The sequence below is a fragment of the Leisingera sp. S132 genome (assembly GCF_025144465.1).
In the GTDB taxonomy this organism is placed as follows: Bacteria; Pseudomonadota; Alphaproteobacteria; order Rhodobacterales; family Rhodobacteraceae; genus Leisingera.
This window is the reverse complement of the sequence record NZ_CP083553.1, coordinates 3,318,752-3,345,567: the sequence shown is the minus strand read 5'-3', so window position 1 is coordinate 3,345,567 and position 26,816 is coordinate 3,318,752. Positions and strand designations below refer to the sequence as shown.

Here is a 26,816-nt window from a genome sequence, read left to right as displayed (position 1 = left end):
GCCGGTGACGGAACCATCTGCCGTGCTGCAGCCGGTGTCCTGCGACAGCGACGTCGTGGCTGCCCGCCAGCTGGCGCGCACGCTGGCCGTGGGAATCGGGTTCAGCAGGCCGGACCAAGCCCTGATCGCAACCGCGGTGTCAGAGCTTGCCCGCAACATTGTAAAATATGCAGACGAAGGAGAGATCGAACTGTGTTCCGTCATCAGCGGTGCCAAATCCGGGATCAAGGTGACAGCGCGTGACCGGGGCCCGGGACTGGAAGACGTCGAACTGGCCATGCAGGACGGGTATTCAACCGGGAACAGCCTTGGCCTAGGCCTGCCGGGCACCAGGCGGATCGTAGATGACTTTAAAATCCGCTCGGAGCCAGGGAGCGGGCTTGTTGTGACGGTGGTGAAATGGCGATGAATGCAGAAGGCGGCAGTATTGCATTTGACGCAGGCGAAGCCCGGATCGACTGGGCCGTGGCCCAGGCGTCCAAGTCAGGATGCACCGCTTGTGGCGACGGTTATCTGCTCAGACGGGACGGCAGCAGGCTGCTGGTTGCCCTGGCAGATGGCGTCGGCAGCGGCCCGCAAGCACGGGACGCGGCAAGTGCCTGTCTGGAGGAGCTGGCAGCAGGCGCCGTCCGCGGCGTCGCGGAGCTGTTCGAAGCAGCCCATGGCCGTTTGCTGGGCACCCGGGGAGCGGCGCTGGCCGTGGCTCTGATTGACCCGGATCAAGAGGTTGTCGAGTGGGCCGCTCTTGGCGATGTCGAAGGTATAATCTGCCAGATGCAGCCAGGCAGCGCTGAGAGCAGCGCGATCATGCAGAAGGGAGGTACCTTGGGGGTGCATTTCCCGGGCGTTTTCTGCCAGTCGCAGAAATTTCCAAGGCAGCACGTTCTGATCTTTGCATCCGACGGCGTCTCCCGGCAGTTCCGCAATGCGTTGCCCCGCGCGCAAGTCCCGCCTCAGGAATGGGCTGCCTCCTGCCTGGATGAATATGGCAGAGAGCATGATGACCGCACAATCCTGATAGCTGCCCACTGCGGGAGGGAGGGATGATCGGTGTGGACGTCCCTCCCGCGCAAGACGCCATGATGGCGGCAGCCCGCCGTTACACCGCTGCGATGTCTGCGTACATGGACAGCGGCGATGCCGGACAGCTGGAGGCGGCCTATGAAGCTGCCCGTTTTGCGCTGGCGGCGAATGTGCCGTTGTCCGATTTCGGGCTATTCCATTTTTCCGGATTGCGGGAGCGTTTGCAGGCGCCGGTCGGCTCAGGACTGTGCCTCGACCGGGCCGAAGATTTCTTTCTGGAAGGGATGGCCGTTTATGACATGGCGCTGCGCGGATATGTCAGCGGCACTGCCAAACTGAGAAAGGAAGTCGCGGAACGGCGCCGGGTCGAGGAAGAGCTGCGCGACATCACTTTTGAGTTGGCCCGCCAAAGAGATGAATTGGATCTCAAGGTGCAGAAGAGGACGGCGGAAATTCAGCTGCGGGCCGAGGAGCTGGAGCGTAAAAACAGGCAATTGACACAAACCAATCAGGATCAATCGAACTTTACATACGCGCTGTCTCACGATCTGAAAACGCCGATCAACACGATACACTGTTTTCTGGATGTTCTGCTTGAGGACTTCCAAACCGAACTGCCGCCTGAAGCGGCTGGCATCATCAGAGATCTTACCGGAACAGCGCGGAGGATGCGTCAGCTCGTGGACGACGTGCTGGATTACTCGAAAGTCGTCGGACATCAGTTCACGCCTGAAGCAGTGAACCTGCAGCAGATGGTGCCGCAGATCCTTCAGGACATGGACTCCCTGGTCGTCAGTGCTGAGGCAAAGATACACGTGGGCAATATGCCTGTGGTCATGGGAAGCCCGTTCCAGATCCGGGTTCTGCTGACCAACCTGCTGTCAAACGCGCTGAAATACAGGAAGGACGGGCAGGCGGCCGAGGTCAGTGTTGGCTGCGGCCCGGCAGAGGCATCAGGCCGGGTGCGCCTGTTTGTGGCTGACCGCGGACCGGGCATCCCGGCGGAAATGCAGGAGCGGATTTTTGAGCTGTTCAAGCGCTTGCACCGGTATGAGCAGCATCCCGGTTCCGGCATCGGACTGGCGCTGTGCAAGCGGGTTGCGGAAAACCACGGCACTGTGGTCAGCATCGTTTCCGAAGCCGGGCAGGGCGCAACTTTTGGCGCCGATTTTAAGCTGCAGGAGACACAGGGTGAATAGACGCGGGAGAACTGCCTATGTCATTGACGATGACAGGATGGACCGGAAGTTTGCGAAACGGTCAATTGGCAAGTTGCATCTGTTTGAAACAGTGGAGCTGTTCGAAGGGCCTGCGGCTGCAATGCAGCATATCGAAGAGGGCGGGCGGCCTCCGGAGCTGATCTTTCTGGATATCAACATGCCGCCGGTTACCGGTTTTGAGTTCCTGGAAAAATGCAGTGCACAGATCGAACGCCTGGATCCGGTTCCCGTCATTGTGATCGTCAGTACCACGGTCAATCCGGCTGACCTCGAGCGCGCGGCCAGGTTTCCATTGATCCGAAAGTTTCTAACCAAACCATTGTCTGCAGATCGGGTGGCGGAGGCTGCAGCCCTTCTGGAGTGAAACTGCTCCAACCCGGACGCGAGCTGCAACCGGCTACGCCGCTTATGCTTTTGGCTGCGGCGGTTGCTGTGTGATCTGATCGGCGGCCGAATATGCAGTGCTGGGCTGCTTGAAACCGCGCAACGTCCTGGGGCACTGGCCCCTTTCTTTTTGCCGGAAACCCGCCGTTTTTATTGGTCCGGAGATCTAGCACAATATTGCTGGCGCTTTGCAGGCAGACAAGCCCGCAAAGCGCGATAAACGGCGCAGAATTGATTGCCTGGTGCCATATCCCGGCCGCGGCACCAGTCACCATAAGGCATGGCCGGGAGACGCCCGCCTTTCAGCGGCAGGCCGCATTAGCCAAGAGCAGACGCAAAACAGTTGAATGGTTGCCGTTACATTGCAGTGCAATACTTTACCTGACAGGGCTCGGATCCGGGGGGGCTGCCGGGGGTTGATGCGCAATCGGGAACCGCAGTGCGGAAATCTCATCTGGATGCACGCTGATACCGGAATGGCGCTGCATAGAGCTTGTATTGTATCGGACGCAAGCTGGTGCCATTTTTACATCTGTGGCGGGCCAGAAGAAAATCCTTGGGGCACTGGTCTGGAGATGGCGTGCAACATGGGCTAGCGTGGCATGGCAAGGCAGGACACCTGCCGGCCATTTTTCCCAAAGCCAAAGGTCTGGTCAGCAGCGGGTTGCCCCGGGCCGTTATTGATACACCCGCCAAATTTTGATGAGGCCGCGATGGCGACGATCACCTTCTATCAACCCTATGTTATTGGTACGGAAATCCAGGCAGAGTTTCTGGTTACAAGCAGCAGTATTATTTTTACTGGCTCAGACGGCTTTCGCGCAGAATACAGGGCGGCGGCGGGTTCGGAGTTCCAGCTGATTGTCGGCCCGAACAACACTTTCTCGATGACCGGCACCATTGAGGCCTACTATCAGTACCAGCCCTATAGCGTTACGGAACTGGTGTATTCCGTGACCGGCCTGTCGCTGGGGGCCAACACAGTCGTTGCAGATCCCAACATCACAAACGAGGAGTTCTTGCTTCTTTTTTACGGCGGCTCCGATATTTTTTACGGCTCGGATCTGAATGATACCATGAGCGGTCTTTCCGGAGCCGACCTGATTTGGGGCAACAGTGGTGACGATACTCTTGACGGCGGCGCCGGAAGCGACACCCTGGCCGGCGGCGCTGGCCATGATCAATTGATTGGCGGCGATGGATCAGACAGCCTCGAGGGAGGGAATGGTGCGGACACCCTGTTCGGCGGGGAGGATGCTGATACGCTTGCCGGCGGTTCAGGCAACGACAGAGTGTATGGAGGTGCGGGCGCCGACATTCTTGAAGGCGGAGATGGGGCTGATGTACTGGCCGGCGGTGACGATGCGGACACGCTTTCCGGAAATGATGGGGATGACTTATTGCAAGCTGGCGGCGGCACAGATTTTCTGTCGGGCGGATCTGGCAGCGACACGCTTATAGGCGGATCCGGCGGTGACACGCTGCAGGGCGGCGAGGATGCTGACACTCTGCAGGGCTACGATGGCGATGATCTTCTGCAGGGCGGCGCCGGTGCGGACTTTCTGGGCGGCGGTACCGGAGCGGACGAATTGCGCGGGGGCATCGGCGATGATGTGCTGTCGGGCGGATCTGGCAGCGACACGCTGATTGGCGGATCCGGCGATGACACGCTGCAGGGCGGCGAGGACGCTGACACTCTGCAGGGCTACGATGGCGATGATCTTCTGCAGGGCGGCGCCGGTGCGGACTTTCTGGGCGGCGGTACCGGAGCGGACGAATTGCGCGGGGGCATCGGCGATGATGTGCTGTCGGGCGGATCTGGCAGCGACACGCTGATTGGCGGATCCGGCGATGACACGCTGCAGGGCGGCGAGGACGCTGACACTCTGTTGGGCTACGATGGTGATGATCTTCTGCAGGGCGGCGCCGGTGCGGACTTTCTGGGCGGCGGTACCGGAGCGGACGAATTGCGCGGGGGGATCGGCGATGATGTGCTGTCGGGCGGATCCGGCAGCGACACGCTGATTGGCGGATCCGGTGGTGACACGCTGCAGGGCGGCGAGGATGCTGACACTCTGCAGGGCTACGATGGCGATGATCTTTTGCAGGGCGGCGCCGGGGCGGATTCTCTTGGGGGAGGCTTTGGGTCCGATACGCTGACTGGCGGTGCGGATGCTGATGTTTTTGTTTTCAACAGTTTCGATCACAGCCGGGCTGGCGACGGGCAGCGGGATGTGGTTACGGATTTCGACGGCACGCAAGACCTGATCGACCTGAGTTCCATCACACTGAACGATGCCTTTATCACAGTGACGCTTGATGATGGCGAGTTTGCATTGACGCCGTCAAACGGAAGTGCATTTGCCGATATTTACATCTACATCGACGACCATGCTGACGGTTTGCTCATTTCTGCGTTTGACAGCAATGAAGATCAGCTCGATTTCGAAATCCTGCTGCTTGGTGTTACGGAACTGACGTCAGATCACATTATCGGGCTTTCCGGCGGTCCCTTGGGAATGTAGGGAGCGCCGTCCCCAACCGGGCGGGCCGGATCATAGGCTAGCCCCTCCATAGGATAACTGTCCCGTCGCGGGCGGAAAAATGAGGTTTCAATGAAAAGCAGTAAATTCAGGGCCGCTCATTCAGTGCCCCTTTGCGCCGCACTGTTTCTGGTGCCGGGACTGGCTGAAGCCGCTGCAGTGTCCAGCAGGGCAGTGCTGCAGGAAAGCGCCGCGCCTTATGTGCACAAGGCGCAGGTCCGGGGAGCCCCGTCGGCTTCGAATTTCGGCGGGTCGGGCAATACCGGGGGCAGCGGGAGCAGCATTGGCGAAACGGGCGGTGATGCAGCAGAAGCGGACGGCGTCAGAAGCAGCAGCACGGCTTCCGCGCTTGGCCCTGCATCCGTCACAAACTCCGTGACCAGCGCTGTGGTGGCGCAGATCAGCATCTCGTCGGCAGCCTGTGAAGCCGTGGACCCGGCTTACAGGACAGACTGTCTGGCCAAGGAACTGAAGGCATTGGTCCAGAAACTGCCTGCGCACGGTGAATATGCCGCTGCGCGCGAAGCGCTGGCTTCGGCGTCAGCTGAACTGGCCAGCCTGTCGCGGCAGAACCGGGACAACAGCCAGCCGCGCTTGCGGATCACGGTTCAAGCAGACAGCGAAACCAAGCGCCGTCCGGTTTCGGCAGTTAAACCGGAAACCGTTGCTGAAACCAACGCCAAGGCGCTTGCCATTCTGGAAGACACCACAACAGTGCTTCTGAGATCGGCGGAGGGCAACAACGATGTCGCGCTGCATTACCAGCGGATTGCTCAGGCGCTGAATTCGACAAAGGTTCTGCTGCGCTCGTCGTGATGCGGGGGCTGACCTGTGCGGTCAGCCTGGCTGTTCAGGGAAGGCGGCGGCAAAGGCAGGGTGGGCAGCGCAGGCAGCCTCCACTGCTGAGACCCTTGGCAGGTCTGAGAAGTCCGCTTCCCAGCGGCGGGCGTTGTAAAGCTGCGGCATCAGGCAGATGTCGGCCAGGCCCGGGGTGTCTCCGGTGCAATAGGGGGTCTGGCTGAAGCCTTCCAGCAGCCTTTCAAACGCCTGCAGGCCGGGGCGGATGAAATGCTGCATCCAGGCCTTGGGCATATCCGACGCGCCACCGCTGAGCGCGGTGGCGTGTTTGGCGACTTGCAGGTTGCAGACCGGATGCACGTCAACCGCGACGGAATGCGCCAGCGCCCGTGTTTTTGCACGCTGACCGGGATCACTGGGCAGCAAGCCGAGACCCCGGGTTTCGTCCAGGTAATCGAGGATTGCCAAAGACTGGGTCAGGCGCAGCCCGTCGATCTCCAGCACAGGCACAAATCCTTGCGGATTGCGGGCCAGATGCTCCGGGCTCTTGTGTTCGCCCTTGACCAGATCGACCGGGACCGAGGTGTAGTCGATCCCGGCAAGGTTCAGCGCGATGCGCAGCCGGTAGCTGGCCGATGAGCGCCAGTAATCATAAAGGATGGTGCTGCCCATCGGCGGTCTCCCATGCTGAAAAGGCTGCCCTCAGGGCTGCCTTGGCGGCCTGAAACTATCAGGCCTTGTTCAATTCCTTGGCGTGCAGCCATTCGGCATGTTTGGGCGCCTTCTTGGTCTTGGACCATTCCTCCAGCATTTCCCATTTTACCGAGTCGAGCTTTTGCAGCAGCGCCTCTTCTTCCGGGTCGGGGCAGGCCAGCTCGACCCGGTGGCCGTTCGGATCGAAGAAGTAGATCGAGTGGAAGATCGAGTGGTCGGTAACACCCAGCACCTCAACGCCGTTGGCCTCCAGATGGTCCTTGAACTGGATCAGGGTTTCGCGGTCCTTCACCTTGAAGGCAATGTGCTGCACCCAGACCGGCGTGTTGCGATCGCGGTCCATTTCCGGCTTGGTCGGCAGCTCAAAGAAGGCCAGCACGTTGCCGTTGCCTGCATCCATGAAGATATGCATGTAGGGATCGGGTTCGTGGGTGGAGGGAACATGGTCTTCGGCAATCGCCAGGACAAAGTCCATGTTCAGCATCTTGTTGTACCACTCCACCGTCTGCTTGGCGTCTTTGCAACGGTAGGCGACGTGGTGGATCTGTTCGATTTTCAAGCGGAGTCCTCCCCGGTTTTGCGCGCGGCAGCCGCCAGCGCCTGTTTCAGGATCGCGCGTTTTCCAATGTGGTTGGCCAGCACCAGCACCAGGCGCGCGTTCAGCGCGTCGCTTTCCGCCTTGCTCAGGTCCTCATGTGCGGCCAGCAGATCGGCATAGAAATCGTCGGCGCGCTCAAGGTTGGCGGCCAGGATCAGTTGGTCTTCGGTCATCTTGATCACTCCTTGCCGATGGCCCGGCGGATCGCGTGCCGGAACTGGTTATCGTCATAGCTGGGACGGCGGGCGGCGACATGCTGGTCCGGTCGGATCAGGTAGACACCGCTCTCATGCTTGCCCAGGTAGCGGTCCTTCAGAGCCAGTGTCTTGTCGTCCTTGATGGACAGCGCCAGCCGGGTCACCTCTACGCCTGCTTCTTCGATCACCTCGGGGGCATCGGCATCGATGGTCAGCAGCACAAATTTGTTGCCAAGCTTGTCCAGCAGAAAACCGTCGCCCAGCGGCACGTCGGGGCAGGGCGATCCGGGCCGGGTGCGCTCTGGCCCGTCCAGCGCGTCCGCCGAATTCAGCGGTGAGCCGTCATAGGTGCACGGCACCGACAAACGGCCGGAGTTCACCAAGGGCCGTGCGAATTCATACTGTTCGGACAGGTCCAGAACCGCATCGCGCAGCACCCGGCTCATCTCCGACTTGGGCGTGATGAAATCGGTCGAGCGCGAAGAGTTCAGGATGTTCTCGTCGGCGCCATGGATGCGCTCGATGTCATAGCTGTCCAGCAGGCTTTCCGGCGCCTTGCCGTCTAGTACCAACTGCAACTTCCAGCACAGGTTGTCAGTGTCCTGCAGTCCGGAGTTGGCACCGCGGGCGCCGAACGGCGAGACCTGATGCGCGGCATCGCCTGCAAACAGCACCCGGCCATGGCGGAACTGTTCCATCCGGCGACACTGGAAGGTGTAGATCGAGACCCACTCCAGCTCGAACTTCACGTCTTCGCCCAGCATGGCCTGCAGCCGCGGGATCACGTTCTCGGGGCGCTTCTCGCGCTCCTTGTCGATGTCCCAGCCCAGCTGCAGATCAATGCGCCAGACACCATCCGGCTGCTTGTGCAGCAGGGCCGACTGGCCCTTGTTGAAGGGCGGATCAAACCAGAACCAGCGTTCCGTCGGGAAATCCGCCTCCATGATCACATCTGCAATCAGGAAGTTGTCCTCGAAAACCCGGCCGACAAAATCCAGTCCCAGCATCTGCCGGGTGGGGGAGCCTGCGCCGTCGCAGGCGATCAGCCAATCAGCCTCCAGATTGTAGGGGCCTTCGGGCGTGTCGACTTCCAGCGTTACATGGCCGGGATGGGTGCCGATGGCCGAGACCTTGTTGCGGCCGCGGATTTCGATCGGCGCGCCCTGCTCCTGCAGCTCGCGGACCCGGTTCACCAGGTATTCCTCGAAATAATACTGCTGCAGATTAATGAAAGCGGGGCGCTTGTGGCCTTCTTCCGGCAGCAGGTTGAAGTCATAGACCTGACGGTCGTCAAAGAACACTTTGCCGACGTTCCACTGCACGCCCTTGTCCACCATCGGCTGGCCGCAGCCCAGCCGATCGAGGATTTCCAAGGGGCGCTTGGCAAAGCAGATCGCCCGGGAGCCGAAGCTCACCTTGTCGTTGTCATCCAGCACCACCACTTCGGTACCGGCTTGCGCCAGGTCGATGGCGGCAGCCAGGCCGATAGGGCCTGCCCCGATCACCACTACTTTGCGGCGCACAGGTGCCGCGGCATCCTGATCCGCGTGGCGCGCGTAGGGGTACAACGGGACTTCAAAGATCTTGTTCATCAGGTCTCCTCCCAAATTCCGGGTGCCCGCAGGCACAGCTTCACCGTTTCCCGGCAAGGGGTGCCGGGAGGATGGTTTAGCGTCTCACAGGTTCTTCCGGGGCGACACGATCTGGATCAAACCGCCCCGGGTGCAAAATCAGCCCTGCAGGGCTTCCCACATCTCCAGATCGCGCTGGGCGGTCCAGATACGGGGATGCGCAATGCCGCGCGCCTCGTCATAGGCGCGGGCGACGTTGAAGGGCAGGCAATGCTCGTAGATTGCGTAATCCGCAAACTTCGGATCGCATTCCGCGCGCACAGCATCCCAGGCTTCTTTCAGCGAACCGCCGCGTGCAGCGATGCGCTGAACCGGGCGGTAGGTGCTCTCGACGAAGTCACGGGTGTTTTCGATGGCGGCGTTGACCATCTCCTTGCCCACCAGCGCATCGCCGCGGCCCGGTGCAATCGCATCCACGTCATAGGCTTTGATGTTGTCGAGCGTCTGGCCCCAATCGGCAAAATGCCCGTCGCCGCAGTAGCAGGCTGAGTGGTATTCGACGATGTCGCCGGTGAACATCACGTTCTGATCCGGCACATGGATCACCGCATCGCCCGCGGTGTGGGCGCGGCCGATCTGTTTTATGTCGACCCGGCGGTTGCCGAGGAAGACAGTCATCTGATCGGTGAACGTTGTGGTGGGATAGGTCAGGCCCGGGATGCTTTCGTGGCCTTCAAACAGCCGCGGGAACCGCTGAAATTCGCTGTCCCAGTCTTCCTGCCCGCGTTCCAGCACCATGTTGTATGCGGCGTTGGACATGATCACTTGCTGCGCGCCGAACGCGCTGGCACCCAGAACCCGCACAGCGTGATAATGCGTCAGCACCACATGGGTGATCGGCTTGTCGGTGACAGAGCGCACGCATTCGATCACCTTGTTCGCCAGCCGCGGGGTGGCCTGCGCCTCTACGATCATTACGCTGTCATCACCGATGATCACACCGGAATTCGGGTCGCCCTCGGCCGTGAAGGCATAAAGACCTTCGCCGATCTCATCAAAGGTGATCTTTTTCTCTGTCATGTCCCCTTGGGACGCAAAAGCCTTGGCCATGGTGGTCTTCCTTATCTTGCGTAGGGGTTTTCAAGCGCGGGCAGGACGGTGCCGGTGCAATCGCCGAAACCGATTGTGTAGCCATCGCCCTTGGCCGCGCCTTTCAGTGTCAGCGTGTCACCATCGGCGATAAAGGAGCGCTCCTCGCCGGTGTCCAGCGTCAGCGGCTCTTTGCCGCCCCAGCTCAGTTCCAGCAGCGATCCGCGGCTTTCCTTGACGGGGCCGGAGATGGTGCCTGAGCCCAGAAGGTCGCCTGCGTTCATCGGGCAGCCCGAAGTGGTGTGATGCGCCAGCTGCTGCGCGGCGGAATAGTACATCTCCTTGTAGTTGGTCCGCGCGATGGTGGTCGCATCCTTGCCTTCCGGCGCCAGGGTCACTTCGAGGTCGATGTCATAAAGCATCGGGCCGCAGTCTTTCAGGTGGTCCAGCAGCTCCACCTCGCGTTCCGGCGTATCGCAGCGGAACGGCTCCAGCGCCGGCTTGGTCACGATCCAGGGGGAGATTGTGTTTGCAGTGGCCTTGGCCTGGAACGGGCCGAGCGGCTGGTATTCCCAGGCCTGGATGTCGCGTGCGGACCAGTCGTTCAGCAGTACGTAGCCAAAGATGTTGTCATCCGCTTCCTGCACGGTAATCGGGCCATCGGAAGGGGTGCCGACAATGGCGCCCATTTCCAACTCGATGTCGAAGCGGGCGCAGGGCGCCCACCGCGGCTTATCGTCATTCGGGCCTTTCAGCTGGCCCCAGGGGCGGCGCACATCGGTGCCGGAAATCACGACCGAGGACGCACGCCCGTTATAGCCGATCGGGATATGCAGCCAGTTCGGCGGCAGCGCGTTTTCAGGGCCGCGGAACATGGTGCCGACGTTGAAGGCGTGGTTCTTGCCTGCGTAGAAATCGGTGTATTCGCTGACCGCAAAGGGCATGTGCAGTTCGGCATCCGCCGCGGGCACCAGCAGCGGTTCCAGCTTCTCCTGCTCGGCGGCACCTTCGGACAGCAGCGCAGTCAGACGGTCGCGCAGCGCGGCCCAGACGGCCGGGCCTTCCTCCATCAGGTCGTTCCAATAGGGCACGTCGAACAGCGGCGCATCGGCCAGCTGGACCAGACCGGCCTCTTCGGCGGCCTGCATGTCCAGGATCATGTCGCCGATGGCCACACCGCAGCGCGGATCATCGCCTTCAACGGAAAATACGCCATAAGGCAGGTTGTTCAGCGGGAACGGGTGGTTCGCATCATTGGCCGAGGCCACCCAGGATTTCAGCAGAGGCATCGTGTCTCCAGTTTCCGGATCCGAAGATCCTTTTCATCTTTGCCGGAAATACTCCGGGGGTGAATGGGCCGGACCGGCCCAGAGGGGGCAGCGCCCCCTCACCGTTTCATTTAAGGCCGGGCGTGCCGTCGAATTTCTTTTCGATGTCGCTCCAGCAGTCGATGTAGTCATCCTGCAGCGGCGCGTCCTTGGCTGCAAAGGCCGTCAGATGCTGCGGGAAGCGGGTCTCGAACATGAAGGACATGGTGTTGTCCAGCTTCTCGGGGCCAAGGTTGGAGTTCGAGGCGCCCTCAAAGGCGTTCTTGTCCGGCCCGTGCGGCAGCATCATGTTGTGCAAGGACATGCCGCCCGGCACAAAGCCTTGCGGTTTGGCATCGTACTGGCCGTAAATATTACCCATCAGCTCCGACATGATGTTCTTGTGGTACCACGGCGGGCGGAAGGTGTTCTCAGCCACCATCCAGCGTTCGCGGAACAGCACAAAGTCGATGTTGGCGGTGCCCGGCACGCCGGACGGCGCGGTCAGCACGGTAAAGATCGACGGGTCCGGGTGGTCGAACAGGATCGCGCCGACCGGGCAATAGGTGGTCAGGTCATATTTGTAAGGCGCGTAGTTTCCGTGCCAGGCGACCACGTCCAGCGGCGAGTGGCCGATTTTGGTCTCATGGAACTGGCCGCACCATTTGATGGTCACGGTGGAGGGCACCTCGCGGTCCTCGAACGCCGCCACCGGCGCCTTGAAGTCGCGCGGGTTGGCCATGCAGTTGGCACCAATCGGCCCGCGGCCCGGCAGGTCGAACTTCTGGCCGTAGTTCTCGCAGACAAAGCCGCGGCAGGGGCCTTCCAGCACCTCAACACGGTAGACCAGCCCGCGCGGGATGATGGCGATTTCCTGCGGTGCCAGGTCGATGATGCCCAGTTCAGTGGCAAAGCGCAGCCGGCCTTCCTGCGGCACCACCAGCAGTTCGGAATCGGCGGAGAAGAAGTAGCTGTCCTCCATCGATTCGGTGACCAGATAGATATGGCTCGCCATGCCGACCTGAGTGTTCACGTCGCCCGCGGTGGTCATGGTGCGCATGCCGGTGAGCCAGGTGAGACCTTCATCCAAATGCGGCACCGGATCCCAGCGGTATTGGCCCAGCGAGATCACGTTCGGATCAACGCAAGGCGCCGACTTCCAATGCGGCAGGTCAATCTTTTCATAGCGGTGCGAATGCTTGACCGACGGGCGGATGCGGTAGCACCAGGTCCGCTCCGGCACATCGGCGGTAAAGGCGGTGCCGCTCAGCTGTTCGCCGTAAAGGCCATAGTTGCACTTTTGCGGGCTGTTCATGCCTTGCGGCAGCGCGCCGGGCAGCGCCTCGGTTTCAAAGTCGTTTGCAAAGCCGGGCATATAGCCCTCGTGCGGCCCCTGAAGAGAGGGGGCCTGGATCATTTCATGTGGATCGGCTGGCCGATTCATCGCGCGTTTCTCCTCTTGCTGCTTGCGGGATATTAGTTGTTTTTGTAACTAACAAGGGAGAGGGGACGAAAATGAACGAAAAAGATGATTTCGCTTTGCAGGATTTCCTGCCCTACCTGCTGAATCGCGCCGCCGAGGAAAGCTCGCTGGGGTTCCAGAAACACTACAAGAACCGCTACGGGATGCTGCGGACCGAGTGGCGGGTGCTGTTCCACCTGGGCAACTACGGCCAGATGACCGCCAAGGAGATCGGCAGCCGCGCCAAGATCCACAAGACCAAGATCAGCCGCGCGGTGGCCAAGCTGGCGGAGAAACGCTTCGTGACCCGGACCCGCGATGAAAACGACCGCCGGGCCGAACATCTGGCACTGACCCCGGCCGGCGAAGCGGCCTATAGGGATCTGCGCGAGCACGCGCTGGAGTTCGACACAAGGATCTGTGCCCGCTTCACTAAAGGCGAGGTTGCAATTTTGCGGTATATGCTGCGCAATTTAGCAGGGATTGAACCATAGACATTGCAGGGCCCAGCCCCCAAGTAAGGCAGCGGGATTGAAAGTGAAGAGATGATACAGATTGATGTCAATTCAGGGCCGCTGATTGCCTGGCTGATGGAGCAGGGCCTGCACGGGGCGCCGCAGCAGGATCTTTTGCAGGGGTATTGCCAGCGTCTGGTTGATGCGGGGGTGCCGCTGTGGCGGTTCCATCTGGCGCAGCGGGCGTTTCACCCCAAGTTCGGCGGCATCGGCTTCAACTGGACCCGCGCTGATGGCATCAGCCACGAACATTACGAATACCGCGAGTCCCCGCGCGAGGAATGGCTGCGCAGCCCGTTCTTTCACATTCTGGAACATAATCTGGAAGAGTTCCGTGAGCGTTTGGAGGATGGTGCGCCGGAACAGTTCCCCTTGCTGCCGGAACTCCGTGAACGCGGGGCAACTGACTATTTTGCCAAGGGTCTGCGTTTCGCGCCGCCGTGCGGCGAACTCAACGATCCGCGAGATCCCAGCGAGGGCATGCTTGTGTCCTGGTCCTCGGACCGCCCGGGCGGGTTTTCCAGCCGCGAGCTGGACCTGATCCGCACTACGCTGCCGCATCTGGGCCTCGCCCTGAAGTCCTCGTCGAACCGGCAGATGGCCAGCGATCTGCTGCAAGTCTATCTAGGCCGCGATGCGGGCCGCCGGGTTCTGTCCGGGGAAATTCAGCGCGGCTCGTCCCGTGAAATAAGTGCGGTGATCTGCCTGTTCGACCTCAAGGGGTTCACCGAGCTGTCCGAGAAGCTGCCCGGGACTGAGCTGATTGAAATGCTGAACGGTTATTTCGGCCTCGCGGTAGAATCCATTCAGGTGCATGGGGGAAATATCCTCAAGTTCATGGGGGATGGCATGCTGACCATGTTCAACCTTGGCAGCATCGAGGAAGACGCCCACGCAGCGCTGGCTGCAGCTAATGAACTCTGCGGCAAGGTGCGCGCCTACAACACAGAACGTGAGGAACAGGGCCTGCCGACTGCTGGTTTCACTCTGGCACTGCATGCGGGCGATATTCTCTATGGTAATATCGGGGCGGAGAACCGGCTGGATTTCACCGTGATCGGCCAGGCCGTGAACCAGACCGCCCGGATTGCCGGCATGCACCGCTCTGTCGGCCAGAATATCATCATGTCCGAAGATGTGAAAACCGCAGCCCGGGGCACCAATCATGACCTGGTTTCCCTGGGCCGCTACATGCTGCGCGGCGTGGCAGAGCCGATGGAGCTTTACACGATTAACCGCGGCAACTGCGGCTGCGACGGCTAGGCGGCCTGGCAGCCGGGGTCAGATGCTGATCTCGACCCCCGGCAGGTTCACCTCTTTCATCATGTCGCGCAGCTCTTGCCGGGCGGCGATGTTGGAGATGTTCAGCTGCTTGACGCCAATGTCCTTGAGATCCAGGAGCGTCAGCCCACGCGGGAACAATTCGCGGAAAATAACCCGCTCGGAAAAGCCCGGCGCGATGCGGAAGCCGATCCGCTTGGACAGCATCTTGATGGCGCGCTCCATCTTTTCCTTGTTGACCATGCGCTGGGTGCCAACCCGGTTGCGGATCACGATCCAGTCGATCGGTTTCAGCCCGGCCTGTGCGCGCAGCTGGCGGGCGTTCCAGACCATTTCGGAGTAAACCGACGGCCCGGTGATGCTTTCGCCCTTCTGGTCCACATGTGCCAGCAGGTCGAAATCGACAAAACTGTCATTCAGCGGCGTGATCAGCGTATCGGCCAGCGAATGCGCCACCTGGCTGAGGCGCGTGTGCGAGCCTGGGCAGTCGATCAGGATGAAATCATGGCCCGGCTCCAGCGCCGAAACCGCCGCCGACAGGCGGTGGTCATAGATGTTTTCGCCCGGCTGCAGGCTGGCCGGATCAATCTCCGGCAGCTCGTGGATTTCCACCATCGGCAAGTCGAGGCCGGATTTGGCGCAAAACTCCTTGCGGTTCTCCAGATACCGCCCCATCGAGCGCTGCCGCAGATCCAAATCCAGTGCCGCTACCTTGTGGCCCAGCCGGGCCAGAGTGGTTGCGACATGCATGGAAACGGTCGATTTGCCCGCGCCGCCCTTCTCGTTGCCGACGACAATGATATGCGCCATATACAGGTCCCTTCGCTCGTGCTTTGTTGCACGTCTTTTGCTTTGGGACCCTGTATAGGCTCTGGATTCCGCCAAGAAAAGCCGCGCGGACAGTCTGGTAAACTTAGTGTATCACCTGTGTTTTGCAGGACCCGCCGGCTTGCGCTTGGGGCGGGCATCGCCGCCCTTGCCGCCTTTTGCGGGCAGAGTTGCCGAAGCGCGGGCCTTGTTCTTCTTGCTGTTGGGCTTGCCGACCGGCGGTTTGGGGCCTTTCGCCTTGAACGGTTTGGCCGCGGGCGCGCCGGGCCGGGTCATGCGTTTGGACGGATCCGATGCGCCTTTGGGCTTGGCAGTCACAGCCGGTTTGGGCTTGCTGGGGCGGGCGTCGCTGCGCGGCTCGCGGCGCTCTTCCCGGGCCGGCTTCTCTTTCCATTCCTTACGCGGCGGACGGCTGTCCTCGGAGCGCTCGGACTTGGCGCGGTAAGGCCTGGGGCTTTCTTCTTTGGCGCGGTAGGGCTTCGGACCGTCGTCCTTGCCGCGGTGCGGTTTGGGCTTGCGGTCGCCTTTGAAGCCGCCCTTCGGCCCGCCGGGGCCGCGGCGCGGCGCGGGGGCCAATTCGGGCGCCGCTGCCAGCTGCGTCAGCACGGCGCCCGGCTCCAGCTCTGTCTTGCCGTCCAGCGCCTTCAGGAAGCCTTCAACGGCGCCTTCGCTGATTTCGGCAAAGGTTTCGTTGTCCTGCACCCGGATCGCGCCGATTGCGTCGCGGTCGATATTGCCGGCCTTGCACAGCATCGGCAGCACCTTGCGCGGATCGGCACCGGCCTCGCGGCCGCCGGACAGCGAGAACCAGACAGAGGGGCCAAAGGCCTTGCGTTCCTTACGCTCCTTGCGCGGCTCCGGCGTGTCCGCCGGGCGCAGGTCTTCTGGCGCCGAGTGGCGGCTGCGGAACAGCCGCAGATAGGTTGCGGCGATCTGTTCGGGCGTAAACGCGTCCAGCAGGGTCTGAACGCCTGCCTGTTCGTTTTCGGCAACCGGCTCCTGCCAGACCGGATCGGCCAGCATGCGCTCTTCGTCGCGGGCCAGCACGTCATCGGCAGACGGGGCTTCACAATGCTCGGCGGTCAGTTTGGCCCATTTCAGCAGGCGCAGCGCCTTGGAACGTGCCTTGGGCGGCGCAATCAGGGCGCTGACGCCCTTGCGGCCCGCCCGTCCGGTCCGGCCGGAGCGGTGCAGCAGAGTTTCATGGTTCGAGGGCAGCTCAGCATGGACCACCAGTTCCAGCCCCGGCAGGTCAATGCCGCGCGCCGCCACATCAGTGGCCACGCAGACCCGTGCGCGCCCGTCGCGCATCGCCTGCAGCGCGTGGCTGCGCTCGGTCTGGGACAGCTCACCCGACAGGGTCACCACCGGCAAACCGCGGTTGGACAGCCGCGCTGCCAGACGGTTCACAGCGGCACGGGTATTGGCAAAGACGATGGAGCTGGGCGCCTCATAGTAGCGCAACACGTTGATGATGGCGTTTTCCGCGTCCGCCTGCGCCACGTTCATCAGGCGGTACTCGATATCCGCGTGCTGTTTGGTCTCGCCCGCGGTCTTGATCCGCATCGCATCGCGCTGAAAGGTCTCGGCCAGGCTGGCAATTGCCGGCGGCACGGTGGCGGAGAACAGCAGGGTGCGGCGGTCTTCGGGCGCCTCGCCCAGGATAAACTCAAGATCCTCGCGGAAGCCAAGGTCCAGCATCTCGTCGGCCTCGTCCAGCACCACGCCGCGCACCTGGCTGAGGTCGATGGAGCCGCGCGCGATGTGGTCGCGCAGACGGCCCGGAGTGGCCGCCACGATATGGGCGCCGCGTTCCAGCGTCCGGCGCTCGTCGCGCATGTCCATGCCGCCGACGCAGGAAGCAATCCGTGCGCCTGCCTCGCGGTAGAGCCAGCCCAGCTCGTGTTTCACCTGCAGCGCCAGTTCGCGGGTCGGGGCAATCACCAGCGCCAGCGGCGCCGCGGCCTCGCCGAACGCCTCATCCTCACCCAGCAGATCCTGAGCCAAAGCCAGGCCAAAACCGACGGTCTTGCCCGATCCGGTCTGTGCAGACACCAGCAGGTCGCGCCCTTCCACGTCGGGCTGAGTCACAGCCTCCTGCACTTGGGTCAGGGTTTCATATCCGCGCTCTTGCAGTGCGTTGGCCAGGGCTTGTTTCACGAGGGGGCTGTCTTTCCCGCGGGGCGCGCATCCGGCCCCAGCGTCAGAAGAAAAAGAAAGAAGGCTGCCCGTCCGGGGCAGCCTTCGGGAGTTCTGCAAAATACGGCAGGCGGCTTAGAAGCCCAGGCCTTCGTATTTCTTTTTGAACTTGGACACGCGGCCGCCGGCGTCCAGCAGGCGCGAGGTGCCGCCGGTCCAGGCCGGGTGCACGGTCGGGTCGATGTCCAAGGCCAGCTGATCACCCTCGGAGCCCCAGGTGGAGCGCATCTTGAGGATGGTGCCGTCGGTCATTTTGACGTCGATGAAGTGGTAATCGGGATGGGTGTCTTTTTTCATGATACCGCTCCTCAGGCTTTCTTGGGCTTGTAGTTCGCATCTTCTGCGATACGGGCCGACTTACCGCGGCGGGCGCGCAGGTAGTACAGCTTGGCGCGGCGGACGCGGCCGCGGCGCACCACTTCGATCGAGTCGATGTTGGTCGAGAACAGCGGGAACACACGCTCCACGCCTTCGCCGAACGAAATCTTGCGGACGGTGAACGAACCGGCAATGCCCGAGCCGTTCTTGCGGCTGATGCAAACGCCTTCGTACATCTGCACGCGCGAACGCGAGCCTTCGGTCACCTTGTAGCCGACACGGATGGTGTCACCGGCTTTGAAGTCGGGGATCTCTTTCCCCAGGGCGGCGATCTGTTCCGCCTCCAGCTGTGCGATCAGGTCCATCGCAACTCTCCTAAATTGCCTGCGGTTCATTCCGCAGAGGTTTGTGCCGTCATGAGAGCTCCTGGTCTTCACCGGGTCCCGCCAAAGGCAGCCCGCCAGAGATCACGCCGTCTGTTCCTTGCTGCTGGCGGGCTGGATCCTGAAGGAAACCGAAGAAGATTTCCGGGGCTGATCCAACAGTCAGCGGCCCGGGGCCGATTCCCGGCACCAGACGAGCGGCTTTTAGGCCTGCTGCGCCAATGTTTCAAGGGAATTCTGCGGCTGCGCCCGGATTGCAGGCATTGATTTCCTTTTGATTGGCTGCGGATCTGCGGTTACCGTTCAACTGCATTTATTTACGCAGCGTCAGCATATGCAGCTGGCCGGCGCGCCTCACCAGGGAGGGGAGACAGCATGCCATTCAAAAAGATGGACATTTTCAACAGCGAACAGTCCTACAAGGGGGAATTGAAGAAGGAGCTCAAAAGGCTGGATGCCACACCGGGCGATTTCTACTTCTATGATGAGGTCACACTGAACGGCGCAGCCCAGTCTATTCTGATTGTCGGCGAGGCGGCACCGTCCCTGCTGAAGGAGCTGAAGTCCAAAGCCAAGCAGCGGGCGGTGGGGCAGTGTTCCGTCAAGGACGGCACGCTGAGGCTCAGCCTGGTGAAGGGCAAGATGCCTGAAAAGAAGCTGAAGCCGCTGATGAAAGGCACCCAGTTCGGCTACGAGCTTGTGGCCGTGGACCTGGATGCGGGCGGCGAGGAAGATCCGGACAAGCGTTTCCTGAAACGTCTGCAGGCGGTGGAAAGCCGTTTTGACAAGATCAAGGGCAGGATCACCGATGATGAGCGCAAGGAGTTGCGCATCCTGTTCGGGCAGATTGAGGAGCAGAAAGACACCGATCAGGCAAAAGCTGCGAAAACCCTGACCGCTCTCAACACCCGGATGGAGGAGCTGATCAAGCTGATCGGCGGCGGCAAGGAGGCCTCCAAGGAAGAAACCAACGCCAAGACCCGGCTCAAGGCCACGACTGCCCGGTTCGACAAGGTCAAGGGCAAGATCATGGACGATGAGCGCAGGGCGCTGCGTCAGCATTTCGGGGCCGTGGCTGAGCATTTCGAGAAGGGCGAATGGAAGCAGGCCTATGCCCGGCTGGAAGTGCTCGACAAGGAAATGGTCGGTTATGTGAAGGCGGCGCTGGCATCGGATGAACAGGACGCAGAAAAGCGCAGCAAGGAGTTCGCGCAGTCGGACAGCGGCAAGGCGGCCAAGAGGCTGGCCAGCCGGATCAAGGAGGAAACCGAGAGGCTGGGCAAGCTGGAAACAGTCGTGACCCGCGAAGCCGGGGTGCTGAAAGACTTGCAGGAGACCCTTTCAGGGCTGACCAAACCCAAGGACATCAGCAAAAAGCAGCAGCAGGTCGACGCCAGTGCCGAACGGCTGGAGAAGGCTAAACAGGTGCTTGAGCAGTCCCGCGGGCAGTTGCTGAAGAATGTTGAGGAGATGAAAGCCGAGAAGCTGGAGAAGGAGAAGGCCTTTGTCACCGCTTTGAGCAACATCAAGTCCCGCATCACGGCATTGGATGAAATGCTGGACAGCGTGCCGGTGGATCAGGCCCGCAGCCAGATCGAGGCGCTGATCGGCAAGCAGGCCGAAGCGCAGCAGTGGCAGGAAGAGCGGCTGCAGAAGGAAAAGGGTGGCGAAGGTCATGGCACCGGCCGCCACGGCGCACAGACCGGTATGGAGCGGCAGGCGATGCGGGCCTCTTCCAAGAAGGGGGTGACGCCGGATCAGCCAGGGAACGTGGCGGGTACTGCTAAGGTCACGGAAGAATGGAACAAGGTCGAAATTACCTATACCGAGGAAGGCGGAAAACGGGTCATCGCCAGCAAGGACAAGACGCTGGAAGAGGTGAAGAACGTCTTCAGCCGGAAGCAATTCAGCGGCGGCAACACGTCAATGTGGGCGACGCCGGTACTGGAAAAGGAAGCCTTTGACCGGGCGATGCAGATCGCATCCAAGTTCAAGGATTTCACGCATTGGACCTTTGGCAATGAAGCCAGCGCCGGGAATGTGACGCAGGAGTTCAAGGACCTTACGCTTAAACTGGGCAAACCGGCTTCGGCACCGGGCTGGGGGTATGGGTTCAAGCGTGACGGGGATGCGGTGGATCTGGAAGACATCAAAGCCGCGCTGAGCGAGTTTGAGAAGGGCACAAAGACGCTGGATCAGACGTTCAAGGCCTTGAACGTGAAGATGGTTGAAAAGGCCGGCGGCGACGGCGTTAAGATGATACCGCACTACCGCGTGGTGCTGACGCGGTCATCGAACAACGGCGATTGGAAACTCAAAACGCATTTCCCCGACGACAGGCTTAAAAACACTGACCTGGGCTGGGAGACCGAGCGCGATCAGAGTTCAGGTGACGTGACTTTCAAGAAAGGAACGGATCTGACTGTCATGAAAAACAGCAAAATCCCTGCTTGATATCCGCATCTGCCATCAGGCGCGGGAAACCAGAAGGGCCAGCCTGTTCAGACAGCCTGGCCCTTGCGGTGGAAGGTCCGGTGAGGATCAGGCCGTCTGATCGTCGATGGCTGCATCCGGCGCGTTTTTCTTGACCGACTCGATACCGCCATCCCGGCCAGAGGCGCTGGCATAGCTTTGCGACGTGCCGATCACCTGGCCGTTGGTGGCCTTGAGGTTGAACATGTGCTTGCCGGCTGAGGTTTCCTTGCGCTCATAGCGCGCATCATCGCCGGCGTTCTTCTTGACCGACGCAATGCCGTTCTCGGCGCTGGCCTTCTGCTTGTAGCCTTCGCTGGCCAGAATGTTCTCGCCGTTGCCTGCCTTCAGGCGGAAGCGGTATTCGCCTGCGTTGTCGGTGTAGAGTTCAAATTTCCCAGCCACCCTGCTGTCTCCTGTCATTTAACTTATGCAGGAGGAGTAAAACACGGGTTTGACATTGCGGCAACGGCCTGCCTCGGGGAAAAGCCAAGCTGATGCATCACTTGCGCTAGGGCTTGCCGCGGTCCCTTGCGCGGACATAGGCCTCCCAAAGGTCCGGGCGGCGGGCCTTGGTGATTTCTTCGCTGATCCCGTGCCGCCACTCGGCGATCTTGCCGTGATGGCCGGACATCAGCACTTCCGGGATTTCCCGGCCCTTCCACTCGGCAGGGCGGGTGTATTGTGGGTGCTCCAAGAGACCGGAGGAGAAGCTCTCCTCTTCGGTTGAGGCGTGATTGCCCAGCACCCCCGGGATCAGCCGCACGGTGGCGTCGATCAGTGCCTGCGCGGCCAGCTCGCCGCCGGTCATCACAAAATCCCCCAGCGAGACCTCCTGGATGCCGTAGTGCTCCAGCACCCGTTCATCGACGCCCTCGAACCGCCCGCAGAGCAGGGTGATGCCGTCGCATTGGGCGAAATTGTGCATCATCTGCTGGTTCATCGGCCGTCCGCGCGGGGTCAGGTAGACTAGGGGCCAGTTGCCGCGGGTGTCCGCCATCGTGTGTTCGATCGCCTCGCCCAGCACATCAGCGCGCAGCACCATGCCCGCACCGCCGCCGGCGGGCGTGTCGTCCACGTTGCGGTGCTTGCCGATGCCAAACGCGCGCAGATCGGTGGTCTCCAGCTGCCAAAGCCCCTCCTGCAGCGCCTTGCCTGTCAGGCTTTCGCCCAGCACGCCGGGAAACGCATCCGGAAACAGCGTGATGATCTTGGCCTTCCACACGCCGGCCAGATCCGGCGTCGGAGTCATCAGCTCACGCGGCTTCAGGGTCGGGCGGATTGCCTTGCGGCCATGGGATTTGCTTGGTGCTGTCATAATGATGCTGTTTAGTTCAGTCAGATTTTCACGCAATACAAAGCTTGGGTGTTTGAATGAATTCAGAATGGCCGCCAGCGGTTCCCGGAGACAGCCTTGCCGCCTTGGACGAAGTGCAGGCCCGCACGCAGGCGCTCTGGCCTCAGGCGGCAGCGGCCGCCGGGCTGCCCGAAGCTGGCGCGAAGTTCCGCAGGCTGCAGTCCAACCGGCGCCAGGAGCACCGCCGCTGCGTGTTTGAAGTCGCGATAGCTGCAGGCCAGCGGTTTGTGCTGAGGGCCGATTTCCAGTCAGATAACCCATTGCGGCGGGTAAGGGATCTGGAGCGTCACGGGCAAGCTGCCCGGCAGCTGAAATCCGTTCCTGGTGTGTCGGTTCCGGAAATTTTGTGGCAGGATCTGGAACATCCTTTTGTGCTGATGGAATTTGTCCCCGGGGAAACAGCCTACCGGGCACTGGCTCTGACCGACTACGGCTTTGGTGCCAGGGCTGATGTTCTGCGCCGCATTGGAGCTGCAGTGGCCGAATTGCACAGGGTGTCCGACGCAGGGCAGAAGCAGTTCTGGCCGAAACCTTTTTTGAAGTCGGTTTCAGACCGTGCGGAGGCGGTGCGCGAGGGGCAGCTTCAACTGCCTAAACCCAATAAGTTTTTGGGGCTGTGCGCACATTTGCACCGGTCAGCTAGGCGCGCGCGCGGGCAGGAGTTCCGCAGTGCAGTGGCGCATGGCGACTTGCACTTGCGCAATGTTATCCTGTCGGATCAGGAGGTTGCGTTCATTGACTTCCTGAACCACAAGGCCGTCTTCCCGCAGCGCGATCTTGCCGACATCTGGCTGGCAAACTGCCCGGAGCACTTGGCTGCAGAAGACGGCCGCCGCGGGTTCGGGCTGGTGGCTCAAGCGGATTGGGAGGCCTTTGAAGAGGGTTATGGCGCCGGGCTGACAGGAGATCCGGTTTTCCGTTTCTTTTTTGCCTGGCGTTTGTTCCGGCTCTGGCTCAGCCTTGGGGCCAAACCGCCTGAGGAGCGTGTGAAGACCCAGATGGTCGCTGCTTGGTCGGTTCAGATACTTGATGCCCTGCTGGCAGATGAGGCTGGCTGACCTGCGGTCTCAGAACAGCCCTTCGGGCGGGTCGGCGATGATGCGGCCCTGGGTCAGATCCACGGTTGGCACCGCGTCCAGGGTGAAAGGCAGCAGCACAGTTGCCCTAAGGCCGGGGCCGTGGATTTCCAGCAGGTCGGCGGCACCGTGGTTTTGCACCGACTTCACGGTGCCCAGCAGGACGCCGCCAGTGTCATAAACCTGCAGCCCGATCAGGTCGGCGTGGTAGAATTCATCATCCGGCAGCTGCGGCAGCTGATCGCGGCGGGCAAACAGGCGCAGGCCCTTGATGGCGTCGGCGTCTTCTTTGGTCTCCACACCTTCCAGCAGCGCGGCAAAGCCATTCTTGATCGGGCGGGTAATGGTCAGGGAGTAGGTCCTGGTGCCGTCCTCATTGCTGAGCGGCGAATAGTCCTCGATCTCCTCGGGGATGGCGCAGAAGCTCTTGAGCCGCACCTCGCCGCGCACCCCGAAGGATCCGGAAATGGCGCCTACGCAGATCAGATCGCTCATGGTGTCAGTCCTTTGCACAGAACCCCGCGCGCAGCCATTGGCCGCCGGATTGTTCGCAGAGTTCCACTTGGTGGTTGCGTTCAAAGAAGATGCCCGCGGTAAAGGCCACTGCAACAAAAAACACAAGCCTTATCAACCGTCCCATTGGCGGTCTCAGCGGGTTTCGAGCGGCAGATCCGCCATCCGGCTTTCCCAGCCGGTTTCTTCCAGTTCCGGCGTGTCCGACAGCCGTTCCGGGTAACCGATGCAGAAATAGCCGATCAGCTGCCAGCCCTCAGGCGCGTTCAGGTCGCGGTTCAGCTGCTGGGGGTCCAGCACCGAAACCCAGCCCAGCCCCAGCCCTTCGGCGCGCAGCGCCAGCCAGAACAGGGTGATGGCAGTAACCACCGAATAGCGGCGCATCTCCGGCATGGTGGCAGCACCCAGGCCGTGGCCCTGTGCGGTCTCGTCGTCGCAGTAGACCGCCAGCTGCACCGGAGCTTCACGCATGCCGGACAGTTTCAGTTCCGCATAGCGTTCCGCCTTTTTACCGGAGTACCCGGTCAGCGCCTGGGCATTGGCGGCTTCGAAATTCTTCAGCGCAGCGGCGCGGGCGGTATCGCTCTCCACCCGCAGGATGCGCCAGGGTTCGCTCAAACCCACGGATGGGGCGAGCTGAATGGCAGAGAGGCAGCGCATCAGCACTGCCTCCTCCACCGGATCGCTGCGGAACCGGCGAACGTCGCGCCGGAGCCGCATCAGCAGATCAAGCTGGCTGCGGAACTCTTCGGGAAAAGCGCCCCGCAGCTCCACGGAATTATTCCGCGTCTGCAGCTGCTTCGGCGGCTTCAGCAGCCTTTGCAGCTTTCTCTTCTGCGCGCTCCTGGGCTTTCTTGCCCGGGGTGCCTTTTTTCGGGTTGCTGCGCTCGGCCTTGGCGCGGACGCCTGCGGCTTCCAGCATGCGGGCGATACGGTCGGTCGGCTGCGCGCCCTGGTCCAGCCAGTGCTGCACGCGCTCCAGGTCCATTTTCACGCGGTCTTCCGAGTCTTTCGGCAGCAGCGGGTTGTAGGTGCCCAGCTTCTCGATGAAGCGGCCGTCGCGCGGCATGCGGCTGTCAGCAGCCACGATGCGGTAGAAGGGGCGTTTTTTGGAGCCGCCGCGGGCCAAACGGATTTTCATTGCCATGGGTACATCTCCTTTGATGGCGTTGTCCGGGGTATGCCCCGGTTGTTCCTGTTGTTCGTTGTTATTCTTGGTGTTTCTTGTGGTGGCGGATGACTTCATCGATGATGAAGTTCAAGAATGCCTTGGCGAATTCAGGGTCCAGATCGGCCTGATCCGCCAGGTCTTCGAGCCGTGCGATCTGCGCCGCTTCGCGGGTGGGATCGGACGGGGGAAGGTCGTGTTCGGCTTTGAGCCGGCCCACCGCCTGGGTGTGCTTGAACCGCTCGCCCAGAGTGTAGACGAGGATCGCATCCAGACGGTCGATGCTTTCGCGGTGGCCCTTCAGCAGCTGGGCTGCGCGGGCAACGGGATCTTGGGTATCTGTTGTCATCGGGTTCTCCGCAATGCAGCAGGGCGGGGTGTCATCGAAGGGGTGCCAGGCATGCACCGGCTGTGCACCACCTGTGCACCGCCGCAGCGCAGCATGAGGGAAATCGCGCGCGCATCAGTCAATGGCCCAGCCCTCCGGCTTGAAGAGCGGATCGGCGTAATGGCTGATTTCCATGTCGATGCCATGCGCAATCTGGCTGTCCTTCAGGGCGTCCGGCGCGGGGTGGCGGTAGACGGCGTCGTTGCCGTCGATGGTGGCGGCACCATGGTCCTTGGCAGCGCCGAGCCGTTCCGCGAGCCGGATCGAGTCGAGATTCTTGGGGTCGATATAGCTGACCGCCGTGTCCCAGCCCAGTTCCGAATAAAAGTGGCGGCGGGCGGCATGGGCGGCCTCCAGCGCGTAGCCCTTGCCGGCCGCTCCGGGCCAGATGATCCAGGCAATCTCGCGCTCGGGCCAGCCTGCGGGCTGCCAGCCGCCGGCCATGCCGTAGGTCTCGCCGCTGGCCTTGTCGTGGATCATCCACATGCCGAAGCCGCGCACCTGCCAGTGGCCGATCTCGGCGGCATAGAGCATCCAGGCCTCGTACGGATTGAGAGGCCCGCCCATGAACCGCGAGCGGTAGGAGCTGAAGGTGGCCTTGAAGTCAGGGTAATCCTGCGCTTCGGGGCCGCGCAGCTCCAGGCGGCGGGTTTCGATCACCGGAATGTCAAACGGCATCAGCGCGCTCCTTCCTGCGGAAGGGCGCGGCGGCGCCGGGATATGACTGCAGCGGGGCGCATCAGTGCAGAAGCCCCCGTGCAGGCTGCGGGCCGGTGCTGCGGCCCGGGGGCAGGTGGCGCCAGCAGCGCAGGCCGGGCGCGGGCTGCAGCGGGAAGGAAACCAGCCGTTCCGGCTTGGCGCCGGCGCGGCGGGCCAGTGCGATGGACGCGGTGTTTTCCTCCGGCACGTAGGAGACGATGGTGTTCCAGCCGGCCGCGTTGAACAGCCAGTCCAGCACGCATTGGACGGCTTCGCTGGCATAGCCCTTGCCCTCGCCGGTTTCCATCAGGTGCCAGGACAGTTCCGGTTCCGGCCATCCCTTGGGGAACCAGGGGCCGACCAGGCCGACGGTGCTGCCGGTGCTGCGCTCCACCACGGCAAACAGGCCGTAGCCGTGCAGGTGCCAGTGGCCGATGATGGTGGCAATCGACCACCACAGCGAATCGGCCTCCTCCGCAACATTGATGAAACGCGGCGCGTCCGGAGCCAGGAAGGCGGCCTGGGCGTCAAACTCCGGGTCCGCCGGAGAAATCAGCATCAGCCGCTTGGAAACCAGCCTCGGATACCGCCGTTGCGCGTCTTTCATGTCATACCCCATTGCCCGGGCAGCAGGCCGCCCGGCGTCAATTTCACCCATCCGGTGAAGGAGTATCGTGGAGACTGCGTAATTTTCCGTTAAGCCGGGCGCGGCG

General features: G+C 61.8%; 29 protein-coding genes. 10 read left to right on the top strand and 19 right to left on the bottom strand.

What is annotated here, in order from left to right; all coding sequences use genetic code 11:
- Positions 1–4: 4 nt before the first annotated feature.
- The 6 genes from K3725_RS16515 (at position 5) to K3725_RS16490 (ending at position 5,986) form a co-directional block, all read left to right on the top strand.
- On the top strand, positions 5–409 hold the full coding sequence (locus K3725_RS16515) for an anti-sigma regulatory factor (protein WP_260016359.1): 405 nt from the start codon (positions 5–7) through the stop codon (positions 407–409).
- Entirely contained in the window at positions 400–1,047 is a 648-nt protein-coding gene (locus K3725_RS16510; RefSeq protein ID WP_260016358.1) for a serine/threonine-protein phosphatase, read from the top strand. The genes K3725_RS16515 and K3725_RS16510 overlap by 10 nt, the downstream gene beginning before the upstream one ends.
- Complete coding sequence (locus K3725_RS16505; RefSeq protein WP_260016357.1) at positions 1,044–2,222, top strand: ATP-binding protein; 1,179 nt, start codon at positions 1,044–1,046, stop codon at positions 2,220–2,222. The genes K3725_RS16510 and K3725_RS16505 overlap by 4 nt, the downstream gene beginning before the upstream one ends.
- A gap of 37 nt (positions 2,223–2,259) precedes the next feature.
- Positions 2,260–2,607, top strand: coding sequence for a response regulator (locus K3725_RS16500; protein WP_260018626.1), 348 nt, complete (start codon positions 2,260–2,262; stop codon positions 2,605–2,607).
- Positions 2,608–3,229: 622 nt separating this feature from the next.
- Positions 3,230–5,152, top strand: coding sequence for a calcium-binding protein (locus K3725_RS16495; RefSeq protein WP_260016356.1), 1,923 nt, complete (start codon positions 3,230–3,232; stop codon positions 5,150–5,152).
- A 177-nt stretch (positions 5,153–5,329) separates the two neighbouring features.
- Entirely contained in the window at positions 5,330–5,986 is a 657-nt protein-coding gene (locus K3725_RS16490; RefSeq protein WP_260016355.1) for a hypothetical protein, read from the top strand.
- 21 nt (positions 5,987–6,007) lie between these two features.
- On the opposite strand, the gene maiA is transcribed toward K3725_RS16490, so the two are convergent.
- The 7 genes from maiA to hmgA form a co-directional block, all read right to left on the bottom strand.
- A complete protein-coding gene (maiA, locus tag K3725_RS16485) occupies positions 6,008–6,640 on the bottom strand; it encodes a maleylacetoacetate isomerase (protein WP_260016354.1) in 633 nt (210 codons plus the stop codon).
- Between the two features lie 58 nt (positions 6,641–6,698).
- Complete coding sequence (locus K3725_RS16480) at positions 6,699–7,241, bottom strand: VOC family protein (protein WP_039186847.1); 543 nt, start codon at positions 7,239–7,241, stop codon at positions 6,699–6,701.
- Positions 7,238–7,453 (bottom strand): DUF2783 domain-containing protein, encoded by a 216-nt coding sequence (locus tag K3725_RS16475; RefSeq protein WP_260016353.1) that lies wholly within the window; start codon positions 7,451–7,453, stop codon positions 7,238–7,240. The genes K3725_RS16480 and K3725_RS16475 overlap by 4 nt, the downstream gene beginning before the upstream one ends.
- 5 nt (positions 7,454–7,458) lie before the next feature.
- Positions 7,459–9,069: an FAD-dependent oxidoreductase gene (locus tag K3725_RS16470; protein ID WP_260016352.1), complete on the bottom strand. Its 1,611-nt coding sequence runs from the start codon at positions 9,067–9,069 to the stop codon at positions 7,459–7,461.
- A 138-nt stretch (positions 9,070–9,207) separates the two neighbouring features.
- Positions 9,208–10,158 (bottom strand): MBL fold metallo-hydrolase, encoded by a 951-nt coding sequence (locus K3725_RS16465; protein WP_260016351.1) that lies wholly within the window; start codon positions 10,156–10,158, stop codon positions 9,208–9,210.
- 11 nt (positions 10,159–10,169) lie between these two features.
- The gene (gene fahA / locus K3725_RS16460) at positions 10,170–11,426 is read right to left on the bottom strand and encodes a fumarylacetoacetase (protein WP_260016350.1); all 1,257 of its coding nucleotides are present in this window, start codon (positions 11,424–11,426) and stop codon (positions 10,170–10,172) included.
- A 106-nt stretch (positions 11,427–11,532) separates the two neighbouring features.
- Positions 11,533–12,888, bottom strand: a complete 1,356-nt coding sequence (hmgA, locus tag K3725_RS16455) for a homogentisate 1,2-dioxygenase (protein WP_260016349.1) — start codon at positions 12,886–12,888, stop codon at positions 11,533–11,535.
- A 71-nt stretch (positions 12,889–12,959) separates the two neighbouring features.
- Between hmgA and K3725_RS16450 the strand changes: the two genes are divergently transcribed.
- Positions 12,960–13,400, top strand: coding sequence for a MarR family winged helix-turn-helix transcriptional regulator (locus K3725_RS16450; protein WP_260016348.1), 441 nt, complete (start codon positions 12,960–12,962; stop codon positions 13,398–13,400).
- A 51-nt stretch (positions 13,401–13,451) separates the two neighbouring features.
- Entirely contained in the window at positions 13,452–14,684 is a 1,233-nt protein-coding gene (locus K3725_RS16445; RefSeq protein WP_260016347.1) for an adenylate/guanylate cyclase domain-containing protein, read from the top strand.
- A gap of 18 nt (positions 14,685–14,702) precedes the next feature.
- Here K3725_RS16445 and K3725_RS16440 read toward each other — a convergent pair whose 3' ends face one another.
- From K3725_RS16440 to rplS, 4 genes are all read right to left on the bottom strand, one after another.
- Positions 14,703–15,512 carry a division plane positioning ATPase MipZ gene (locus K3725_RS16440; protein ID WP_260016346.1) on the bottom strand — a complete coding sequence of 270 codons (810 nt, stop codon included), beginning with the start codon at positions 15,510–15,512 and terminating at the stop codon, positions 14,703–14,705.
- A gap of 111 nt (positions 15,513–15,623) precedes the next feature.
- On the bottom strand, positions 15,624–17,690 hold the full coding sequence (locus tag K3725_RS16435; protein WP_260016345.1) for a DEAD/DEAH box helicase: 2,067 nt from the start codon (positions 17,688–17,690) through the stop codon (positions 15,624–15,626).
- Between the two features lie 114 nt (positions 17,691–17,804).
- Positions 17,805–18,026, bottom strand: coding sequence for a 50S ribosomal protein L31 (rpmE, locus tag K3725_RS16430; RefSeq protein ID WP_058286449.1), 222 nt, complete (start codon positions 18,024–18,026; stop codon positions 17,805–17,807).
- An 11-nt stretch (positions 18,027–18,037) separates the two neighbouring features.
- The gene (rplS, locus tag K3725_RS16425) at positions 18,038–18,412 is read right to left on the bottom strand and encodes a 50S ribosomal protein L19 (protein WP_019296661.1); all 375 of its coding nucleotides are present in this window, start codon (positions 18,410–18,412) and stop codon (positions 18,038–18,040) included.
- 393 nt (positions 18,413–18,805) lie between these two features.
- On the opposite strand from rplS, the gene K3725_RS16420 reads away from it, so the two are divergent.
- Positions 18,806–20,884, top strand: a complete 2,079-nt coding sequence (locus tag K3725_RS16420) for a hypothetical protein (RefSeq protein WP_260016344.1) — start codon at positions 18,806–18,808, stop codon at positions 20,882–20,884.
- A gap of 87 nt (positions 20,885–20,971) precedes the next feature.
- Here K3725_RS16420 and K3725_RS16415 read toward each other — a convergent pair whose 3' ends face one another.
- Complete coding sequence (locus K3725_RS16415) at positions 20,972–21,307, bottom strand: YegP family protein (RefSeq protein ID WP_260016343.1); 336 nt, start codon at positions 21,305–21,307, stop codon at positions 20,972–20,974.
- 106 nt (positions 21,308–21,413) lie between these two features.
- Entirely contained in the window at positions 21,414–22,220 is an 807-nt protein-coding gene (gene trmD, locus K3725_RS16410; protein WP_260016342.1) for a tRNA (guanosine(37)-N1)-methyltransferase TrmD, read from the bottom strand.
- A gap of 56 nt (positions 22,221–22,276) precedes the next feature.
- Between trmD and K3725_RS16405 the strand changes: the two genes are divergently transcribed.
- On the top strand, positions 22,277–23,317 hold the full coding sequence (locus tag K3725_RS16405; protein ID WP_260016341.1) for an aminoglycoside phosphotransferase family protein: 1,041 nt from the start codon (positions 22,277–22,279) through the stop codon (positions 23,315–23,317).
- A 9-nt stretch (positions 23,318–23,326) separates the two neighbouring features.
- Here the strand turns inward: K3725_RS16405 and rimM are convergent, their stop codons facing one another.
- The 6 genes from rimM to K3725_RS16375 form a co-directional block, all read right to left on the bottom strand.
- Positions 23,327–23,830, bottom strand: a complete 504-nt coding sequence (rimM, locus tag K3725_RS16400) for a ribosome maturation factor RimM (RefSeq protein ID WP_260016340.1) — start codon at positions 23,828–23,830, stop codon at positions 23,327–23,329.
- A gap of 153 nt (positions 23,831–23,983) precedes the next feature.
- Positions 23,984–24,568, bottom strand: a complete 585-nt coding sequence (bluB, locus tag K3725_RS16395) for a 5,6-dimethylbenzimidazole synthase (protein WP_260018625.1) — start codon at positions 24,566–24,568, stop codon at positions 23,984–23,986.
- A 58-nt stretch (positions 24,569–24,626) separates the two neighbouring features.
- Positions 24,627–24,995: a 30S ribosomal protein S16 gene (gene rpsP / locus K3725_RS16390; RefSeq protein ID WP_019296654.1), complete on the bottom strand. Its 369-nt coding sequence runs from the start codon at positions 24,993–24,995 to the stop codon at positions 24,627–24,629.
- Between the two features lie 61 nt (positions 24,996–25,056).
- A complete protein-coding gene (locus K3725_RS16385; RefSeq protein ID WP_260016339.1) occupies positions 25,057–25,365 on the bottom strand; it encodes a chorismate mutase in 309 nt (102 codons plus the stop codon).
- Between the two features lie 114 nt (positions 25,366–25,479).
- Entirely contained in the window at positions 25,480–26,082 is a 603-nt protein-coding gene (locus K3725_RS16380; protein WP_260016338.1) for a GNAT family N-acetyltransferase, read from the bottom strand.
- Between the two features lie 61 nt (positions 26,083–26,143).
- The gene (locus tag K3725_RS16375) at positions 26,144–26,761 is read right to left on the bottom strand and encodes a GNAT family N-acetyltransferase (RefSeq protein WP_260016337.1); all 618 of its coding nucleotides are present in this window, start codon (positions 26,759–26,761) and stop codon (positions 26,144–26,146) included.
- Positions 26,762–26,816: the final 55 nt, after the last annotated feature.